The sequence below is a fragment of the Elusimicrobiota bacterium genome (assembly GCA_026388095.1).
GTDB lineage: Bacteria > Elusimicrobiota > Elusimicrobia > UBA1565 > UBA9628 > UBA9628.
Window position 1 is genome coordinate 62,645 of sequence record JAPLKL010000051.1, and the last position, 16,646, is coordinate 79,290.

At 69.2% G+C, this 16,646-nt stretch carries 18 protein-coding genes; 13 read left to right on the forward strand and 5 right to left on the reverse strand.

The features are described 5' to 3' along the window. Position 1: 1 nt before the first annotated feature. Genes NTY77_13635 through NTY77_13655 form a run of 5 tightly spaced genes read right to left on the reverse strand, consistent with a single transcriptional unit; the run spans position 2 to position 4,320 of the window. Positions 2–826 (reverse strand): class I SAM-dependent methyltransferase, encoded by an 825-nt coding sequence (locus NTY77_13635; GenBank protein ID MCX5796530.1) that lies wholly within the window; start codon positions 824–826, stop codon positions 2–4. After that, entirely contained in the window at positions 826–1,563 is a 738-nt protein-coding gene (locus tag NTY77_13640) for an SDR family oxidoreductase (GenBank protein MCX5796531.1), read from the reverse strand. The genes NTY77_13635 and NTY77_13640 overlap by 1 nt, the downstream gene beginning before the upstream one ends. Then, a complete protein-coding gene (locus NTY77_13645) occupies positions 1,560–2,378 on the reverse strand; it encodes a sugar phosphate isomerase/epimerase (protein MCX5796532.1) in 819 nt (272 codons plus the stop codon). The genes NTY77_13640 and NTY77_13645 overlap by 4 nt, the downstream gene beginning before the upstream one ends. Then, on the reverse strand, positions 2,375–3,166 hold the full coding sequence (locus tag NTY77_13650; protein ID MCX5796533.1) for a cytidylyltransferase: 792 nt from the start codon (positions 3,164–3,166) through the stop codon (positions 2,375–2,377). Before NTY77_13650 ends, NTY77_13645 begins: the two co-directional genes overlap by 4 nt. Beyond that, the gene (locus tag NTY77_13655) at positions 3,166–4,320 is read right to left on the reverse strand and encodes a radical SAM/SPASM domain-containing protein (GenBank protein MCX5796534.1); all 1,155 of its coding nucleotides are present in this window, start codon (positions 4,318–4,320) and stop codon (positions 3,166–3,168) included. The genes NTY77_13650 and NTY77_13655 overlap by 1 nt, the downstream gene beginning before the upstream one ends. A 99-nt stretch (positions 4,321–4,419) precedes the next feature. Between NTY77_13655 and NTY77_13660 the strand changes: the two genes are divergently transcribed. From NTY77_13660 to NTY77_13720, 13 genes are all read left to right on the forward strand, one after another. Continuing rightward, on the forward strand, positions 4,420–5,937 hold the full coding sequence (locus NTY77_13660; GenBank protein ID MCX5796535.1) for a radical SAM protein: 1,518 nt from the start codon (positions 4,420–4,422) through the stop codon (positions 5,935–5,937). A 64-nt stretch (positions 5,938–6,001) separates the two neighbouring features. Next, entirely contained in the window at positions 6,002–7,129 is a 1,128-nt protein-coding gene (locus tag NTY77_13665; GenBank protein ID MCX5796536.1) for a DegT/DnrJ/EryC1/StrS family aminotransferase, read from the forward strand. Between the two features lie 6 nt (positions 7,130–7,135). Beyond that, positions 7,136–8,071, forward strand: coding sequence for a glycosyltransferase (locus NTY77_13670; GenBank protein MCX5796537.1), 936 nt, complete (start codon positions 7,136–7,138; stop codon positions 8,069–8,071). A gap of 41 nt (positions 8,072–8,112) precedes the next feature. Then, positions 8,113–9,105, forward strand: a complete 993-nt coding sequence (locus NTY77_13675; GenBank protein MCX5796538.1) for an SDR family NAD(P)-dependent oxidoreductase — start codon at positions 8,113–8,115, stop codon at positions 9,103–9,105. Next, complete coding sequence (locus tag NTY77_13680) at positions 9,105–9,818, forward strand: sugar phosphate nucleotidyltransferase (GenBank protein MCX5796539.1); 714 nt, start codon at positions 9,105–9,107, stop codon at positions 9,816–9,818. Before NTY77_13675 ends, NTY77_13680 begins: the two co-directional genes overlap by 1 nt. A gap of 3 nt (positions 9,819–9,821) precedes the next feature. Further along, positions 9,822–10,259: a MaoC family dehydratase gene (locus NTY77_13685; protein ID MCX5796540.1), complete on the forward strand. Its 438-nt coding sequence runs from the start codon at positions 9,822–9,824 to the stop codon at positions 10,257–10,259. Beyond that, complete coding sequence (locus NTY77_13690; GenBank protein ID MCX5796541.1) at positions 10,256–10,966, forward strand: SDR family NAD(P)-dependent oxidoreductase; 711 nt, start codon at positions 10,256–10,258, stop codon at positions 10,964–10,966. The genes NTY77_13685 and NTY77_13690 overlap by 4 nt, the downstream gene beginning before the upstream one ends. Continuing rightward, the gene (locus tag NTY77_13695; GenBank protein ID MCX5796542.1) at positions 10,963–12,777 is read left to right on the forward strand and encodes an HAD-IIIC family phosphatase; all 1,815 of its coding nucleotides are present in this window, start codon (positions 10,963–10,965) and stop codon (positions 12,775–12,777) included. Before NTY77_13690 ends, NTY77_13695 begins: the two co-directional genes overlap by 4 nt. Further along, positions 12,752–13,006, forward strand: a complete 255-nt coding sequence (locus NTY77_13700; GenBank protein MCX5796543.1) for an acyl carrier protein — start codon at positions 12,752–12,754, stop codon at positions 13,004–13,006. Before NTY77_13695 ends, NTY77_13700 begins: the two co-directional genes overlap by 26 nt. Further along, entirely contained in the window at positions 13,006–13,923 is a 918-nt protein-coding gene (locus tag NTY77_13705; protein ID MCX5796544.1) for a GDP-mannose 4,6-dehydratase, read from the forward strand. Before NTY77_13700 ends, NTY77_13705 begins: the two co-directional genes overlap by 1 nt. Continuing rightward, positions 13,920–14,891 (forward strand): GNAT family N-acetyltransferase, encoded by a 972-nt coding sequence (locus NTY77_13710; GenBank protein ID MCX5796545.1) that lies wholly within the window; start codon positions 13,920–13,922, stop codon positions 14,889–14,891. Before NTY77_13705 ends, NTY77_13710 begins: the two co-directional genes overlap by 4 nt. Further along, on the forward strand, positions 14,881–15,516 hold the full coding sequence (locus tag NTY77_13715; protein ID MCX5796546.1) for a PIG-L family deacetylase: 636 nt from the start codon (positions 14,881–14,883) through the stop codon (positions 15,514–15,516). Before NTY77_13710 ends, NTY77_13715 begins: the two co-directional genes overlap by 11 nt. After that, entirely contained in the window at positions 15,513–16,643 is a 1,131-nt protein-coding gene (locus NTY77_13720; protein MCX5796547.1) for a hypothetical protein, read from the forward strand. Before NTY77_13715 ends, NTY77_13720 begins: the two co-directional genes overlap by 4 nt. Positions 16,644–16,646 lie beyond the last annotated feature (3 nt).

The following is a 16,646-nucleotide window of genomic DNA, read 5'->3' on the forward strand; positions in this document are numbered from 1 at the left end:
GTCACCTGCGGCCCTGCACCTTCCAGGCGTCGAAACGGTGCTCGAGGGCGTCCAGCTTCTCCATTCCCGCCGCGTTCATCACCTCGCGGTCGGTCCGGTAATAGGAGAAGAACATGTCGTTGCGGCAATTCGGCTTGTAGGCGTCCTGGATCGGCTCCACGCCGGACCAGTGCCGCTTCAAGAATCCCTCGGCCTCCTGGTAGAACGGACGCACGCGGTTGTCGGACGGCTCCGGGACCGGCGGCAGGCCGAGCTTGCGCCGGATCATGTTCGCGTAGGCCGTGTTGGCGTGGGCGAAGTCATAGTTGGCGTCGTCGAGCGCCACGACCGCCCCGTCCTTCAGGAACGGCTCGGCCCGCTCGAGCTCGCCGCGCAGGACGTCCCAGGTATGCTCGGAGTCGAAGAACCCGAAGTCGACCTTCTCGCCGAGCTCGCCCAGGATGGGGATGCCGACATCGGGCGAGTGGCTGGAGCCGGCGATGAAGCGCCAGTGGTCCTGCAGGCTGGTGTGGAACAACGGGCCGAAGCAGTCCACCGCGACGCCGCGCAGGAAGGCGCCCTTGGGGCCCACGAAGTCCCAGCTGTAGAGACGGCCGCCGTGCTTGAAGGCGAAGTAGAGCATGACCAGCGATGAAGCGCCCGCCCCGGTCTCGATGAGGACGGGCCGGTCCTTGGAGACGAAGCGCTCGAGGATGTCGTAGATGGCCAGGAACTCGGAATCGGGGATGGAGTTGACCCAGCGCGGCAGCATGCGCTTGACCCCGAGCAGGAAGCGCGGCTCATCCTTGAGGATCTCCTCCTGGGTGCCGAAATAGAAGTCGAACATTATAGCCAGTCCCCCCCGCTGATCGCGATGCACTGCCCGGTGATATAAGACGCCTGCTCGGAAAGCAGGAACAAGACCGGCCCCGCAACCTCGGCGGGCGTGCCCGCGCGCTTGAGAGGCACCAGCGCCGCCCTCCGCGACATCGCGGCGGCATCCTTGCCCAAGCGGACGGTGTGGAACCCGGTCGCGATGAACCCGGGGCATACCGCGTTGACGAGGATGCCGCGCGGCGCGCCGACACGAGCCAGGCCCTTGACGACGCATTCGATGCCGGCCTTGGCCGCGCCGTAGGCCATCGTGTCGCGGCCGCCGCCGTGTGGGACCGAAGCCGTGCCCGCCAGCACGACGCGCCCGGCCCGCCTCATCCGGGCCATCGCTTCCCGCGCCAGGAAGAAGGGCGCCGTGAGGTTCATCTCGAGCTCCGCGCGCCACTGCGCCGGAGTGACTTCGAAGATGTCGGCCGCATGGATGTCGCCGGTCAGCTGCACGAGGGCGTCGATGCCGCCGGCCCAGCGGGCGAAGGCCGCGACCAGCTTGGCCGCCGGCTCGGGCCGGGAGAGATCCGCCTTGAAGGACTTGAGTCTCGCGGGCCCGGCCGAGCCGTCAAGTCCGGGAGCTGAGCGGTAGTAGTGGGCTCCGATCACGGCGCCGCGCTGCGCCAGCTGCCGGACGACCTCCCGGCCGATGCCGCCGCTGGAGCCGGCGACGAGGACGCGCAGACCCGAAAGTCCCTTCATGTCCGGACCCTCCCGACATAATGCTCCTGAAGCGCGGCGACGCCGCGGCGGATCGCGCCTTCGCAATCCTTGGGATCCCGGCGCATCTCGAGCGTGACATAGCCTTCATAGCCGCTGGCGCGCAGGGCAGCCCCGATGGGACCGTGATCGAGGCCGGCCGAACCGGGCTCGGCCAGGCCGGGATCCGAGGTCTGTACGTGCATCAAGATGTCCTTGTGCCTCGAAAAAGCGCTGTAGTCTTCCTTCGTCTCGGCCAGCGCGCGCCCGTCGAGCTCAAGGCGGAAATGAGGATGCCCGACGCGCCGCACCAAAGCGGCCCCCTCGTCGCTGCCGCAGATGTAGTCCGTCTCGGCCGGCGAAAGCGGCTCGATGAGCAGATACACGCCGAAGGCTTGCGCGTGCTCGGCGCTGGAGCGGAAGAAATCGGCGGCGATGGCGTCGGCCCGGGCGATCGGCAATCCCCCCCGGCGGCGGCTCTTGGGGGAGCCTAGGACGAGCGTCTTGCCGCCCAGGTCCCGGCAAAGCTCATACATCCTCTTGAGGTAATCGCCCAAGGCGGCGCGGGGCTTGGCCTCGCCGAAGAGGACCAAGTCCGGCCGCGTGAAAGTCAGGGCGTGCAAGCCGACGGTCCGCAGGCCGCCGCTCTCGATGAGCGAACGCAGCTCGCGGCGCTGGGCCGCGGTGGCTTCGGCGGGTTCCGCCCAGACCAGGCTTGCGGCCAGCTCCACGCCGGCGCAGCCGAGCTCCCGGATCAGCCTCAGATGGCCGGCCAGGTCCTCCGCGCCCCAAGCGATGTTGGAGACCGCCAGCTTCACAGCGAGGCCTTCTCGGGCTGGCCCGCGCTTTCGGCGGGAGCTTCGGAAAAACCGTGGCGCCGCAGCCAGAACTCGACGCCCGGCAGCTGCCAGTCGTAGTCCACGTCGCAGCCGCCCCATTGCTTGAGGGGGTGGATCCTGCGCCCCATCCACTTCTGGGGCAGCAGCCCCTCGGAGAGGCGCTCCAGGCAGCGCGGGCGCACGATGGACAGGCCCATGTCGGCGAACCACACGTCGCCCTGCGAATCCCGGTCGCAGTTGAGGGTCTTGGGGTCGCCGAAGGCCTCGAAAGGCACGAAGGGCTCGAGGGTCCCGTCCTTGTTCTCGCGGCGCGCGCGCAGCGGGCTCCACATGTTGTAGCGCGAGACGCTGACCGCCGAGTCCAGGTCGGGGCGCGCGCGCAAGGCGGCGATGCCCTCATCGATGAGCTCGGAGGTGACCGTCGCGGCGTTGCAGAAAAGGAGGACCACAAGTTCGAGCGTCTTGCCTTCTTGGGCGGCCTCGTCGCGGATGACGCGGTAGCCGTGGACGAAGGCGTCCTCGCCCAGCGCCTGGGGCGTGCAGAGCTCGGCCGGGCGGTCGATGACGCGGGCGCCGAATCGGACGGCCGCGGCCTTGATGCCGGGCGAGTCCGTCGAGACATACACGCGCGAGACTCGCGGCGTCCCCTGGGCGGCGAGGATCGGATAGGCCATCAGCGGCCGGCCCAGCACCGAAGCGGTGTTCTTGCCGGGGAATCCCTGACTGCCGTCGCGGCCGAGCATGAGGGCGCAGATCGTGTTTTCCATCAGACCACCGCGCAGCGCGCGCAAGGCTCGAGCTCCGAGCGCTTCCCGGCCAAGTGGCCGGCGCGCAGACGCTCGTAGGCCTCGCCGCGCCAGATCCGGGATACGCCGGCCCTCTTGACGCTGCCCACGGCCAGAGTCGAGCGGACGTCGACGTCGCAGGGGTTGGCGCGGCCGTCCCACCAGACGAACAGCCGGCGCCACAGGTCGGAGCAAGGCGCCGCGATCCGCGACGGGGACGCGCCGTAGACATTCTCCCAGGGGTTGTAGTTGACGAAGGCCACCTGATCGACGTAGCCGCCCCAAAAGCGCTCCATATCGCCGAGCTTGCCGGAGCCCGCGACCTTGACGCCGGAGACGCGGGTGATCATGCGCGACTGCGGATACTGTCTGCGCTTGATCTCCGCGAACATCTTCAGATGCTTGAGCACCTGCTCAAGGCTGCCGCCCGCACGGAGCCTGGAGTACTGGGGCTCCGCGGCGGCGTCGGCGGAGAAGACGAGCGTGGCGACGCCGGCCTGCAGGATGGCGTGGCACATGGACTCGGTCAGCAGAGAGGCGTTGGTGTTGAGCTTGAGCGCCAAGAACTTGCCGGAGGCATAGGCCAGCATCTGGTCGAGGTCCCGGCAGAGCAGAGGCTCGCCGCGCGAAGCCAGCGACACGGCCTCGACCTCGCCCTGGATCTGGTCGACGACGCGCTTGAAGGTGTCCAGCGTCATCATGCCCATGTGCCCGTTGGCCTTGCGGGTGAACTCCTGGTCGGTCTGGTAGCAGAAGACGCAGCGGAAGTTGCAGACGGACGTGGGCTCGATCTGGACGCAGGGAGGATAGTCGTCCAGGAGCTTGCGGTCCGGGTAGACTTCATACCGATAGCGGTAGTAGAGGTACCGGGGCAGCTCGGCGTCGGTCAGCCGGGCGAGCTCTTCGCGGACATTGGCGTGCAAGGTGAAGGGCGCTGAGCCGTCGGGAGGCCGCGCGGCGCGCAGCAGTTCGCCGATGGCGGCGCGCACCAGTCGGGCCTTGGCCGGGCCGAGGCCCCAGGACCCGGAGCCTGCGAGCAGCCGGGTCAGGCGCGGCCGGGGATCCTTCGCGGGAGCTTTCTGGCGGATATCGACGAAGCTGTTGTGCTTCGCGTAGGCCCTCGCGGATTCAACCATCGCTGGATATTATACAATTTTGAACCGTCAGGGCTGACCGTTCATAAATTGAACGACCATGAGAAAGCTTTGCTATAATGATGCCGGGAGCCCCATCCGATGAAAGTCCTTTTCCTGTATCCCAACCTGCACGGCATGAACATGCTGCCTCCCGCCGTGGGACTGCTCATCGCCCTCCTGCGCGAGCGCGGGCACCAGGTGGCGCTTTTCGACTCCACCAACTGGGTCATGACCGGGGCGGACGACTTCGACAGCGACCAGGCCAAGGCGAAGAATCTCAACGCCCGCCCTTTCGACGATTCTCTGCTGCGTTCCGAGCTGCGCACCGGCGACGTGTGCGCGGACTTCCGGAGCGCGGTGGAGGATTTCAAGCCCGGCCTCATCGCCGTCTCGGTGTCGGAGGATATCTTCCCTGTCGGGATCCGGCTGCTGGAGGCGGTCAAGGACCTGCGGGTGCCGACCATCATGGGCGGCGTCTTCCCGACCTTCGCTCCGGAGCTGTGCCTGGCCCACGACACGGTGGACATGGTCTGCATCGGGGAAGGGGAAGGACTCCTGCCGGAGCTCTGCGCGCGCCTGGCGGCAGGCCGCTCCTACGACGACCTGGAGAACCTTTGGCTCAAGAAGGCGGACGGGGGCACTATCAAGAACCCGCTGGCCCCCCCCGTGGACATCGACCGCAATCCCCTGGTGGACTTCAGCGATTTCGACGAGTCTCGCCTCTACCGGCCCATGCAGGGCAAGGTCTGGCGCATGCTCCCGGTCGAGACTCACCGAGGCTGTCCCTACACCTGCGGCTACTGCAATTCGCCGTCCCAAGACCGCATGTACAGGGAGCATACAGGCAAACGCTATTTCCGCGCCAAATCCACCGCCGCCTTGCGCGCGGAGCTCCAGCATTATGTCCGGGACTACAAGGCGGAAGCCTTCTATTTCTGGGCCGACACCTTCTTGGCCTACACCGACAAGCAGTTCGGCGAGTTCATCGAGATGTACCAGGACATCCGCCTTCCCTTCTGGTGCCAGGCTTTCCCGGAGACCATCCGCGAGGACCGCATCCGCAAGCTGATGGGAGTGGGCCTCTTCCGCGTGGGCACGGGGATCGAGCACGGCAACGAAGAGTTCCGAAGGAAGGTCCTGCGCCGCAGCGCGCGCAACGCCGCGATCATCGAGAACCTCCGCATCCTCAACCGCTGCGGCCTCCCGTTCAGCGTCAACAACATCATCGGTTTTCCTACCGAGACGCGGGAGTTGGCCTTCGACACCATCGAGCTCAACCGCCAGGTGCAGGCGGACAGCCACAATGCCTACTCCTTCAGCCCGTTCCACGGCACGCCATTGCGCGAGCTGGCCGAGAAGCTCGGCTACATCGCCCCCGGCGCCATAGCCCGCTCCCTGACCAAGGCGACCATCCTCGACATGCCCCAGTTCCGGCCGCATGAGATAGAAGGCCTGCGCCGCTGTTTCGTGCTCTACGTGAAGATGCCCAAGAGCCGGTGGCCGGACATCGCTCAGGCCGAAAAGCTGACTCCCGAAGGGGACCGCATCTGGGAACAGCTGCGTGATGAATGCGCGACCCGATACCTGGGGCTCGACTCTCCGGCGCCGAAACCCTAGCGCGCACGGTCGGCTGCCGCGGTTTGCTATAGTATGTTCCGGCCCTGCGCAGCCGGCCGACACCATGATCCCCATCTCAAAACCAGTCACCGGCCCGGAGGAGATCCGGGCCATGGAGAAGGTCTTCGCCACGGGCTGGCTCGGCCTGGGCTCCACCGTATTCGACTTCGAGGAAGCCCTCAAGGGCTACCTCGGCGCCAAGCACGTCATCGCGGTCAACACCGGGACCTCGGCCCTGCACATCGCGCTGGCGGGCTGGGGCGTCGGCCCCGGCGACGAGGTCATCCTGCCCTCGATCACGTTCGCGGCCTGCGTGCAGGCGGTCCTGGCCCTGGGCGCCACCCCGGTCTTCGCGGAGTCCCACGAGGAGGACCTCCTGCTCGACTTGGACGACGTGGAGAAGCGCCTCACCAAGAAGACCAAGGCGGTCATGCCGGTGCATTACTGCGGCAATCCCTGCAACCTGGAGCGGCTCAACGCCCTGGCCGGCAAGCACGGTTTCGTCGTCATCGAGGATGCCGCGCATGCCTTCGGCTCCGACTACCAGGGCCGCAAGGTCGGCACCCACAGCGCCGCCGCCTGCTTCTCCTTCGACCCCATCAAGAACATCACCACCGGCGAGGGGGGGGCCGTCGTCCTCTCGGACGACAAGGTGGCCGAGGATATCCGCCGTCTGCGCATCCTCGGCATCGACAAGGACACCTGGCACCGCTACAAGAACACCCGCACCTACTTCTACGAGGTGGTCTCGCCGGGCTACCGCTACCACATGCCCAACTTCTGCGCCGCCGTCGGCCTGGAGCAGCTCAAGAAGCTCCCCGGCTTCATCGCGCGCCGGCGCCAGATCGCCCGCCGCTACGACGCGGCCTTCGCGGGCCTGGGCGAGGTCAAGCCGCTGGCGGTAGATTACGCCGCGGTCGCCCCGCACATCTACATCGTGCGCGTGCCGGTAGGGCGGCGGGACGCCTTCATGGAATTCCTCAAGGCGCGCGGCGTGGGCACGGGCCTGCACTACATCGCCAACCATATCCAGCCGTTCTTCAAGAAATACGCGCGCGGGCCCCTGCCGCGCGCCGAGAAGCTCTGGCAGGAGATCGTGACCATCCCCCTGCACTGCGCGCTGAGCGACCAGGACGTCGAGACCGTCGTCGCGGCCGTGACCGAGTTCTGCAAGAGCCGGGCGGCCGCCTAGACGGCGATGCCCAAGGTCTCGATCAACCTCTGCTGTTATAACTCCGAGCCGTTCCTGGAGGAGACCTTGGCCTCGGTCTTCGCCCAGACCTACGCGGATTACGAGCTCGTCGTGGTCAACGACGGCTCCCGCGACGGCACGGACGCCATGATCCGGCGGCATATCGCGCAGGGCCGCCCCATCGTCTACCATCCCCAGGACAACGCGGGCCTGGGCGCCGCGCGCAACAAGGCCTTGGAGCTCTCCTCGGGTGAGTTCATAGCCATCCTGGACCAAGACGACGTCTGGGAGCCCCGGAAGCTGGAGCGGCAGCTGCCCCTCTTCAGCCGGCCGGAGGTGGGCTTCGCCGGCTCGGACGCTCTTCTGATGGACGCCGCGGGCCGTCCGCTCTCGCTCTATTCGCGGCGCAACCCCCTGCGCCGCGGCCGCGTGCTGCCCGAGCTCTTCCTATACAACTTCATCCCCTGCGCCGCCGCGGTCCTGCGCAAGAGCGCCATCGCCAAGGCCGGCGGCTTCTTCCGCCCGGGATTCCGCATCGCCGAGGAATACGAGCTCTTCCTGCGCCTGGCCGAAATCTCGGAATTCGATTTCGCCCCGGAGCCCCTCGTGCGCATCCGCGTCCATCCCGCCAGCGCCGGGTGGGATTTCGACCGCGAGCGCGCGGAGACCTGGCAGGCTCTTTGCGAGTGCCTGGAGCGCCAGCCGCGCCTGAGCCAAGAGTTCGGCCCCAAGGTCCTGGCGATCAAGCGGGCCGGGCTCTGGCTGAGCCCGGAGGCCGCCGACGCCTTGCGCGGCCGGCCCGCGGGCTGGAAGGCCCGCGCGCAAGCGGCCGCCCTCTACGGCCTGGCTTGCCTCGGCCCCGGAGCCGCGGATCTCCTGCGCCGCTGGAATAGGGCTCTGCACCGCCGCGCCGCGGCTTTGACGGGTGGAGACCTAAATTGACATAATGTTCAGATGTTGAACATGCCGGCCGGATCGAACCCATGAACTGGAAGAACAGACGCATCCTCGTGACCGGCGCCGGAGGCTTCATCGGCAGCCACCTGACCGAGGAGCTCGTCCGCCAGGGCGCCAAAGTCAGGGCTCTGGTGCACTACAACTCCCGCGGCCACTGGGGCCTCCTCGAGAAGCTCGACGTCGAGGTCCTGCGCCGCATCGAGATCGTCCCCGGCGACATCAGCGACCCCCAATGCGTGTCCCGCCTGACCGAAGGCCGCGAGCTCGTCTTCCACCTGGCCGCGCTCATCGCCATCCCCTATTCCTACACCGCCGCGGGCAGCTACGTGGCGGTCAATGTGACCGGGACCTTGAATGTCCTCGAAGCCTGCCGCCGGCACAAGGTGCGCAAGCTGGTGCACACCTCCACCTCTGAGGTCTACGGCACCGCGCGCTACGTCCCCATCGACGAAGGCCATCCCCTGCAGGGGCAATCCCCCTACTCCGCGACCAAGATCGGCGCCGACCACCTGGCCGAGAGCTATTTCCGCTCCTTCGGCCTGCCCGTGGCCGTCATCCGGCCTTTCAACACCTTCGGCCCCCGGCAGTCGGCCCGCGCCGTCATCCCCACCATCATCACCCAGCTCCTGGAAGGACGGCAGGCCCTGGAGCTGGGCTCGGTCACCCCGGTCCGGGATTTCAACTACGTGGCGGACACGGTCTCGGGATTCCTGGCCGCGGCCGCTTCGCCGAGGTCCGTGGGCGAGGTCATCAACATCGGCTCAGGCCGAGGCGTGAGCGTGGCCCAGACGGCCCAGACCATCATGCGGCTGATGGGGCGCAAGGCCCGCATCGCCAGATCGGCGGCGCGGGTGCGCCCGGAGCGCAGCGAGGTCATGCGCCTGGTCTGCGACAACCGCAAGGCCCGGCGCCTGCTGGGCTGGAAGCCGCGCTGGTCGCTGGAAGAGGGGCTGGCCCGGACCATCGATTACCTGGCCAGGAACCGAGCCGACTACAAGGCCGGCATCTACAACCTCTGATGCAAGCGGTCATCCTCGCCGGCGGCAAGGGCACGCGGCTGCGGCCTTTCACCACCTCCTTGCCCAAGCCCCTGGTCCCGGTGGGCGACTATCCCATCATCGAGATCGTCCTGCGCCAGCTGCGCCGGCAGGGCTTCCGCGAGGTCGTCATCTCGACCGGCCACCTGGCCGAGCTCATCGAGGCCTTCTGCGGCGACGGCCGGCGCTGGGGCCTGCGCATCCGCTACGTGCGCGAGGACAAGCCGCTGTCCACGGCCGGTGCCCTGCGCCTCATCCGCGGCCTGCGCCAGGACTTCATGACCATCAACGGCGACATACTCACCACTTTGGACTTCCGCCGGCTCTACGAGTCCCACCGGCGCAGCCGCTGCGCGGCCACCATCGCGGTCTGCGAGCGCCAGACCGTGGTCGATTTCGGCACCATCCAGCTCGACGACCAAGACCGCTTGCAGGCCTACGTCGAGAAGCCCGCGCACCGCTATCTGGTCAGCATGGGCGTCAACATCTTCTCGCGCCGCGCCATAGGACGCATAAAAAGAGGCGAAGCCCTGGGCATCCCGGAGTTCATCGCGCGCCTGCGCGCGGCGGGCGAGACGGTGATGGGCTTCCGCAGCCAGGCTCAGTGGCTCGACATCGGCCGGCCCCAGGACTATCAGACGGCCCAGGACCTCTTCGCCTCCCCGGCCCGGCGCCGCGCTTATCTGCGCGCCTGAGCCATGCTTCCTCCCGACCGGCGTGTCGCGGTCCTGCGCTACGAGGACATCTCCCTCGGCCAGCGCGCGCGGCTGGAGGTCCAGCTGACCTCCGAGCTCATCGACGCCTTCGCGCGCTTGAGCGGCGACGTCAATCCCCTGCACACCGACGACTCCTTCGCGCAGGGCCGAGGGTTCCCGGCGCGGCTCGCGCACGGGCTTCTGGTCGGCGCCTTCTTCTCCACCATCGCCGGCACTTTGCTGCCCGGGCGCGACTGCCTGCTGCAGTCCTTCCGCTGCGATTTCAAGAGGCCGGTCCCGGCCGGGACCCGTCTCGCTATGGAGGCCGTGGTGACTCAGAAGGTGGACGCGGTGCGCACCGTGGTCCTAGAGATATCGGCGAGGGACCAGGACGGCAGCTTGGTCCTGGCCGGACGCATGCAAGCCGGCATGCTGCCATGAAACCCAGCCAAGTCATCCTCATCACGGGAGCCAGCCGCGGCATCGGAGCGGCGCTGGCGGTCAGGCTGGCCGCGCCGGGACGCATGATCGCGATCAATTTCCGCTCCCGCCGGGACGCCGCGGAAAAGGTGGCGCGAGAGGTCGAGGCCCGCGGCGCCCAGGCCCTTCTGCTTCCCGCCGACGTGACCTCGCCGGAGTCCGTGGACGGCCTGTTCTCGGCGCTGAGCCAGCGCGCCGGGCGGCTGGACGTCCTGATCTCGAACGCGGGCGTCCCTTTCCGCTACGCGCGCGCGGCCGAGATAGCTCCCGGTGATTTCGAGGCGCAATGGCGCAGCCAGGCCGGGGCCGCCCACCTCTGCTGCCGGCGCGCCATACCCCTGATGCTCCGCAACGGCGGCGGCCGCATCGTCTTCGTGGTCTCAAGCGTCGCCCAGGGCGCGCCGCCGGCCTTCATGCCCCATTATGTCAGCGCCAAGTACGCCCTTTGGGGCTTCGCGCAGGCTCTCTCCGGCGAGCTCTCGGGCAAAGGCATCCGGGTGGACTGCGTCTTCCCCCCCATGACGGACACGGAGTTCATCAAGGACTTCCCCCGCCCGATCGTCGCTGCCGCCCGGGAAGGGACGCCCGCGGGGCGGTTGAGCTCCCCCGCCGAGGTCGCCGAGCAGGTGGCCCAGCTCCTGGCCGACCGGACCCCGGAGGCGGCGTGAGCTCCTGGACCGAGGCCAAGGCCCTGGCCGCCCAGGGCCGGCTGCCGGAGGCGGCCGCCGCCCTGCGCCAGGCCCGCGCCGGGCTGACGGACTACCTCTCGCAGCTCAACGCCGCCAAGCTCCTCCCGGGCATCGCGAGCCACCCGGAAGTCTCCGCCGGCCTCGGCTCCTTGCGCCTGGCCGTCCTGGGGTCGAGCACCACGACGCAGCTCCTGCCGCTGCTGCGCCTGCATGCCTTCTGGGAAGGACTGCGCCTGGACATCTACGACGCGCCGTTCGGGGCTTATCAGCAGGAGATCCTCGACCCGGGCTCAGGGCTCTACCGGTTCCAGCCGCAGGCCGCCCTGCTCTACGTCAACTACCGGGATGTCCGGCCCGGCGCGGCGGAAGACGAGGCGGCGCGCTGGGCCTCGCTTTGGGACGCCCTGCGCCAGCGCGCCGCCTGCTCGGTCATCATGAACAACTTCGACCTGCCGGTGGAGCGGCCCTGGGGGAACCTGGAGGGTGCGCGGGGCGACGCGGGCATCGGCCGGCTGCGCCGCCTCAACGCGCTCCTGGCTCAGCGCGCCGGTCAGGGTGTCCTGCTGCTGGACCAGGAACACCTTTCCGCTTGCGTAGGCAAGGAGCGCTGGCACGACCCGCGCTTCTGGCTGCATTCCCGGCAAGCCGTCGCGCTAGACGCCCTGCCCCGCTACGCCGCCGAGGCGGCGGCCCTGCTCAAGGCCGTCGCGGGCAGGTCGCGCAAGGCCCTGGCCGTGGACCTCGACAACACCCTCTGGGGCGGCATCGTGGGCGACGACGGCGCCGCCGGCCTCGAGCTGGGCGAGACGCCCCGAGGCGAGGCCTTCATCGAGTTCCAGCGCTACCTCAAGGCCCTGCGCGAGCGCGGGGTGCTGCTGGCCGTCTGCTCCAAGAACGACCCCGGCCGGGCCCGGGAGCCCTTCCAGTCCAGGCCGGAGATGGCCCTGCGCCTGGAGGACTTCGCCGCCTTCGAAGCCAGTTGGGGCGACAAGGTCGCGGGCCTGCGCGCCGTGGCCCGCGCCCTCAACGTCGGGCTCGACGCCCTGGCTTTCGCGGACGACAATCCCGCGGAGCGGGAGCTGGTCAAGCGCTGCCTGCCGGAGGTCGCCGTGGTGGACCTGCCCGAGGACCCCTCCGACTGGGTCCGCCGCCTGGACGCCCTGCGCCTCTTCGAGCCGGCCGCGGTCTCGGCCGAGGATTCCCTGCGCACCGGGCATTTCCAGGCTGAAGCCCGGCGCGCCCAGGTCCGAGAGCAGGCCCCGGACATGCCCGCGTTCCTGCGCGACCTGCAAATGGTCGCCCGGACCGGGCCCTTCGCGCCCGCCGACCTGGAGCGCATCGCCCAGCTCATCAACAAGACCAACCAGTTCAACCTCACCACCAGACGCTACACCGAGGCGCAGGTGCGCGCCTTCATGCAGGACCCCTCCTGCTGGACCTTGGCGGTCCGCTTGAGCGACCGGTTCGGCGATTACGGCCTCATCTCCGCGGCCATCGCGCGGCGCCGCGGCGCCGCCCTGGACCTGGATACCTGGTTGATGAGCTGCCGGGTCTTCGGCCGCGGCGTGGAGGATCTCGTGTTCAATCTCCTCCTTGCAGAGGCCCGGGAGCGCGGAGCCGAGGCCATCCTCGCCGACTACGCGCCCACGCCCAAGAACGACCCGGTCCGGGACCTTCTGCCCGGCCTCGGTTTCCGCAAGACGCAGGACGGCCGGTGGCGGCTGCAGGTCAGCGAGGCCAAGCCGCGGGAGGTGACGATCCAGCATGGATCCGCAAGCCCTGCACCTTGAGGTCCAGGCCGTCTTCCGCCGGGTCTTCGACCGCGAGGACCTCATCCTGCGCGACGACACCGCCGCCCGGGACATACCGGACTGGGATTCCCTGGCCCAGATCAACCTGGTGGTAGGCGCCGAGGAGGCCTTCGGCGTGCGCTTCCAGACCGCGGAGATACGGGCCCTCAAGAACGTCGGCGGATTCAAGCAGCTCATCGCCGGAAAGCTGGCGGCCCAGGGGCGCTGATGCGGGTCCTGGTCACGGGCAGCGCCGGCTTCCTGGGCCGGGCCCTGGTCGAACGCCTGCGCCGCCGCGCAGGCCTGCGCCTGTTCCTGACCGACATCCTGCCGGCGCCCCGCTCCCGGACCTGCGACCTGCTCGACCGCGACGCGGCCCGGGGACTGGTCCGGGACTGCCGGCCGCGGCTCGTCTTCCACATGGCGGGGATGACCCGGCCCGGGCCCTGGCAGGACCTCTGGGACGCCCACGTGACCACCACCGTCAACCTGCTCGACGCGCTGCTGCGGCTGCCCCGGGCGCAACGGCCCCGGGTCGTGGTCGCCGGGTCCTCCGCCGAGTACGGCGCGGCGCGCCGTCTGCCGGTGACCGAGTCCGCGCCCCCCCGGCCGGTCTCGGTCTACGGCGCCACGAAGCTCTCCCAGACTTTGGCCGCGCTCTCCTTCCGCCATCACGGCCTCGTGGTCGCCGTGGCCAGGATGTTCAACGTGATGGGGCCGGGGATGCCCGAGCACCTGGCTCTGGGCAGCTTCGCCAGGCAGATCGCCTCGGCCGAGGCGGCCGGCGGACCGGCCCGGGTCATGGTCGGCGACCTCGGCACGCGCCGGGACTATATCGACGTGCGCGATGCCGCCGCCGCCCTGGAAGCGCTGTCCTCACCTCAGGTGCCTGGCGGGGTGTTCAATGTCTGCTCCGGACGATCCCGGACCATGCGCGAGCTTCTGTCGCGGCTGACCGCGATGTCCGCCTGTCCGGTCGGCGTGTCGGTGGATCGCGCGCGCCTGCGCCCGTCCGACGTGCGGGAATTCTACGGCGACTCCCGCAGACTTCGGCGCGCCACGGGCTGGAAGCCGCTCATCCCGCCCGCGCAAAGCCTGCGGGACACTTTGGACTGGCATCGGTGCCGCCTGGCGGCGCGGACATGACGAGCATCCGCCCCGGCCTTCCCGAGGATGGTCCCGGCATGCGGGAGCTCTTCGCGCTCTGCCATGAGCGGGAGCTCCCCGCGGACCTCTGGGACTGGCGCTACCGCGGCGGCCCGGAGGGCGGCGCGCTCATCGATGTGGCGGTCGACGACGGCCGCGTGGTGGGCCACCTCGCCGCTTTGCCCGTCCGGCTGGAGCGCGGGGAGCGGACGCTCGCGGCCGCTTTATGGGTCGACCTCATGGTCCATCCCGCCCACCGCAACCTCGACGTGTTCCTGGAGATGGCCGAGGCCAACCGGGCCCACTGCGCCGCCGCGGGCCGCGAGCTGCTCTTCGCCTTCCCCAACGACCGCAGCTTCCCTCTGCTCAAGCGCATGCTCGATTGGCATGCGGTGGAGGACGTCGCGGCCCTGGAAGCGCCCCTGTCCGGCCTGGCCCAGCCCGGCCCGCCGGCCTCGGGCTGGCAAGTGGCTACGGGCTTGGAGCCGGCCCCGGAATTCGACGCGTTCTGGGAGGAGGTGCGGCCGCGCGAGGCCTGGGCCGTCCGGCGCGGCCAGGCCCGGCTGGCCTGGCGCTATCTGGCCAAGCCCCGAGCCGGCTACGGGTTCTGGACGGCGCGGGACGAGACCGGCCGGCTGCGCGGCTGGCTCGCCGCCAAGGTCTTCGCCGGAGCGCCGGGCCCCGTGGGCGACATCCTCGATTTCTGGGTCGCGGCCGGCGCCGAGCCGGCCCTCTGCGGGCTCTGGGGAGCCGCACTCGGTCATTTCCGGAAGCACGCCGTGCTCACGGTCTCGGCTTGGGCCTTGCGCGGCACGCCGTGGTTCACCCGCTACCAGGAGCTGGGGCTGGGGCCCTGCGGCCCCATCACGCATTTCGCCGGCCGTCGGACCTCGTCCGGCGGCGCTGCGGCGTTCCCCGGACTCGGCCGCGATTGGCACATAGCCAAAGGAGACTCCGATGTCTTTTAACGTCCTGGCCGTTTCCGCCCATTTCGACGACGCCGAGATCGGCTGTGGGGGGACGCTCGCCCGGCATGTGCGCGCCGGCGACCGGACCTACCTCTACGTGGCCACCCGTTCCGACTACGCCGACCTCGACCAGCGTCCCATCCGCTCCGCGCGGACCGCCCTGCGGGAGGGGACCCGGGCGGCCCGGGCCATCGGCGCGCGCCTCATCACCGGGGATTTCCCGACCTTCGGGCTGCGCTATGACGACGCCCTCATCTGCGCGGTGCGCCGGATCATCGAGGAGAAGCGCATCGACACCCTTTATCTGCCCTGGACGGGCGACGCCCACCAGGACCACCGCGCTTTAGCGCGCGCCGCCATCACGGCCGGGCGCCACTGCCCGCGGCTGCTCATGTACCGCATCAACTACTACGACACCGAGGAGACCTTCGAGCCCCGCCACTACGTGGACATCTCGGCGACGATGGCGGCCAAGTCGCGCGCTTTGCGCGCGCACGCCTCGGAGCATCGCCGCACCGGCGGCCGCTGGCTGGAGTTCATCACCAAGGAGGACCGCACCACGGGCATCAAGCTGGGAGTCCGCTACGCCGAGGCCTTCCATGTGGTGCGCTATCTGATCCCTTGAACCCGGAGGACGCGGCGCCCCAGATCGTCATCCTGAGCTCCATCGAATGGGGAGCGGCCTGGCAGCGCCATCAGATGTTCGCGGCGCAGTTCGCCGCGGCCGGCCATGAAGTCTTCTTCGTCGAGAACACGGGCTTCCGCAACCCAGGCCCGCGGGACCTGGGCCGCCTTTGGAGCCGCCTGGCCGGGCCGGCCGGCGGCGCCAGCAACCCCCGCCCGGCCGGGGTGAGCATCGTCTCCCCCCTCGTCCTGCCGCCCACCTCGGGGGCCTTCCGCCGGGCCAACGCCGCGGTCTTCATACCGCGCCTGCTGGCCCAGTTGTGCCGGCTCGGCCTGCGGCCGCGGCCGGTGGTCATCGCCTATTTCGCCACGGAGACCACCTTGGAACTGCTGCGGCGGCTGGATGCGTCCGTGGTGGTCTATGACTGCGCCTCCAACTTCCGCGCCCACCCCCGGGTTCCCGCCGATTTCCCGCGCCAGGAGGCCGAGTTGCTGCGCCTGGCGGGCCTGGTGGTCTGCGACTCGGACTTCCTCTTGCGCCAGAAGCAGGCCGAGCACCCCCGGGTGGTCCAGATCCACCAGGGCGTCAGCGAGGATTTCCTCGAGGCGAAGCCGCCGCGTCCGGATTTCCGCCGCTTCTGCTACTACGGGACCTGGGTCCCGGACCTGGATCCGGCCTTCTTGATCGCCCTGGCAGAAGCGGGCTTCGAGGTGACGGTCAGCGGCTTCTGCAAAGGACAGCCGCCCGACTGGCCCCCATCCATCCGGCGCTTGCCCCCCGCGCCCCTGGAAGGACTGGTCAAGCGGCTGGAGGAGTTCGACGTTTTCCTGCTCCCCCACAAGCTCACCCAGTTCCATCTGGGCGTCATCCCGGCCAAGATCTACGAGATCATGGCCATGGGCCGCCCCGTGCTGGCCACCCCTTTGCCATCCCTGGCGCCCCTGAAGCGGCTCGTCCACATCGCCGATTCCCCGGCCGACTGGGTGCGCGTCGCCCGGGACCTTCCCAGGACCGAGACCGCGGCCCTGCGGGAGGAGCGCATCGCCCTGGCCAAAGAGCATACCCATGCCAAGGAATTCCGGCGCTTCCAAGAGGCGGTCCGAGGGGCTTGGGAGCGAAATAGATAACAA

Excerpts from the sequence above, each read along its gene's own strand:
- NTY77_13635 (MCX5796530.1), bottom strand. The coding sequence starts at position 826 with ATGTTCGACTTCTATTTCGGCACCCAGGAGGAGATCCTCAAGGATGAG.
- NTY77_13640 (MCX5796531.1), bottom strand. The coding sequence starts at position 1,563 with ATGAAGGGACTTTCGGGTCTGCGCGTCCTCGTCGCCGGCTCCAGCGGC.
- NTY77_13650 (MCX5796533.1), bottom strand. The coding sequence starts at position 3,166 with ATGGAAAACACGATCTGCGCCCTCATGCTCGGCCGCGACGGCAGTCAG.
- NTY77_13655 (MCX5796534.1), bottom strand. The coding sequence starts at position 4,320 with ATGGTTGAATCCGCGAGGGCCTACGCGAAGCACAACAGCTTCGTCGAT.
- NTY77_13660 (MCX5796535.1), top strand. The coding sequence starts at position 4,420 with ATGAAAGTCCTTTTCCTGTATCCCAACCTGCACGGCATGAACATGCTG.
- NTY77_13665 (MCX5796536.1), top strand. The coding sequence starts at position 6,002 with ATGATCCCCATCTCAAAACCAGTCACCGGCCCGGAGGAGATCCGGGCC.
- NTY77_13670 (MCX5796537.1), top strand. The coding sequence starts at position 7,136 with ATGCCCAAGGTCTCGATCAACCTCTGCTGTTATAACTCCGAGCCGTTC.
- NTY77_13675 (MCX5796538.1), top strand. The coding sequence starts at position 8,113 with ATGAACTGGAAGAACAGACGCATCCTCGTGACCGGCGCCGGAGGCTTC.
- NTY77_13680 (MCX5796539.1), top strand. The coding sequence starts at position 9,105 with ATGCAAGCGGTCATCCTCGCCGGCGGCAAGGGCACGCGGCTGCGGCCT.
- NTY77_13685 (MCX5796540.1), top strand. The coding sequence starts at position 9,822 with ATGCTTCCTCCCGACCGGCGTGTCGCGGTCCTGCGCTACGAGGACATC.
- NTY77_13690 (MCX5796541.1), top strand. The coding sequence starts at position 10,256 with ATGAAACCCAGCCAAGTCATCCTCATCACGGGAGCCAGCCGCGGCATC.
- NTY77_13700 (MCX5796543.1), top strand. The coding sequence starts at position 12,752 with ATGGATCCGCAAGCCCTGCACCTTGAGGTCCAGGCCGTCTTCCGCCGG.
- NTY77_13705 (MCX5796544.1), top strand. The coding sequence starts at position 13,006 with ATGCGGGTCCTGGTCACGGGCAGCGCCGGCTTCCTGGGCCGGGCCCTG.
- NTY77_13710 (MCX5796545.1), top strand. The coding sequence starts at position 13,920 with ATGACGAGCATCCGCCCCGGCCTTCCCGAGGATGGTCCCGGCATGCGG.
- NTY77_13715 (MCX5796546.1), top strand. The coding sequence starts at position 14,881 with ATGTCTTTTAACGTCCTGGCCGTTTCCGCCCATTTCGACGACGCCGAG.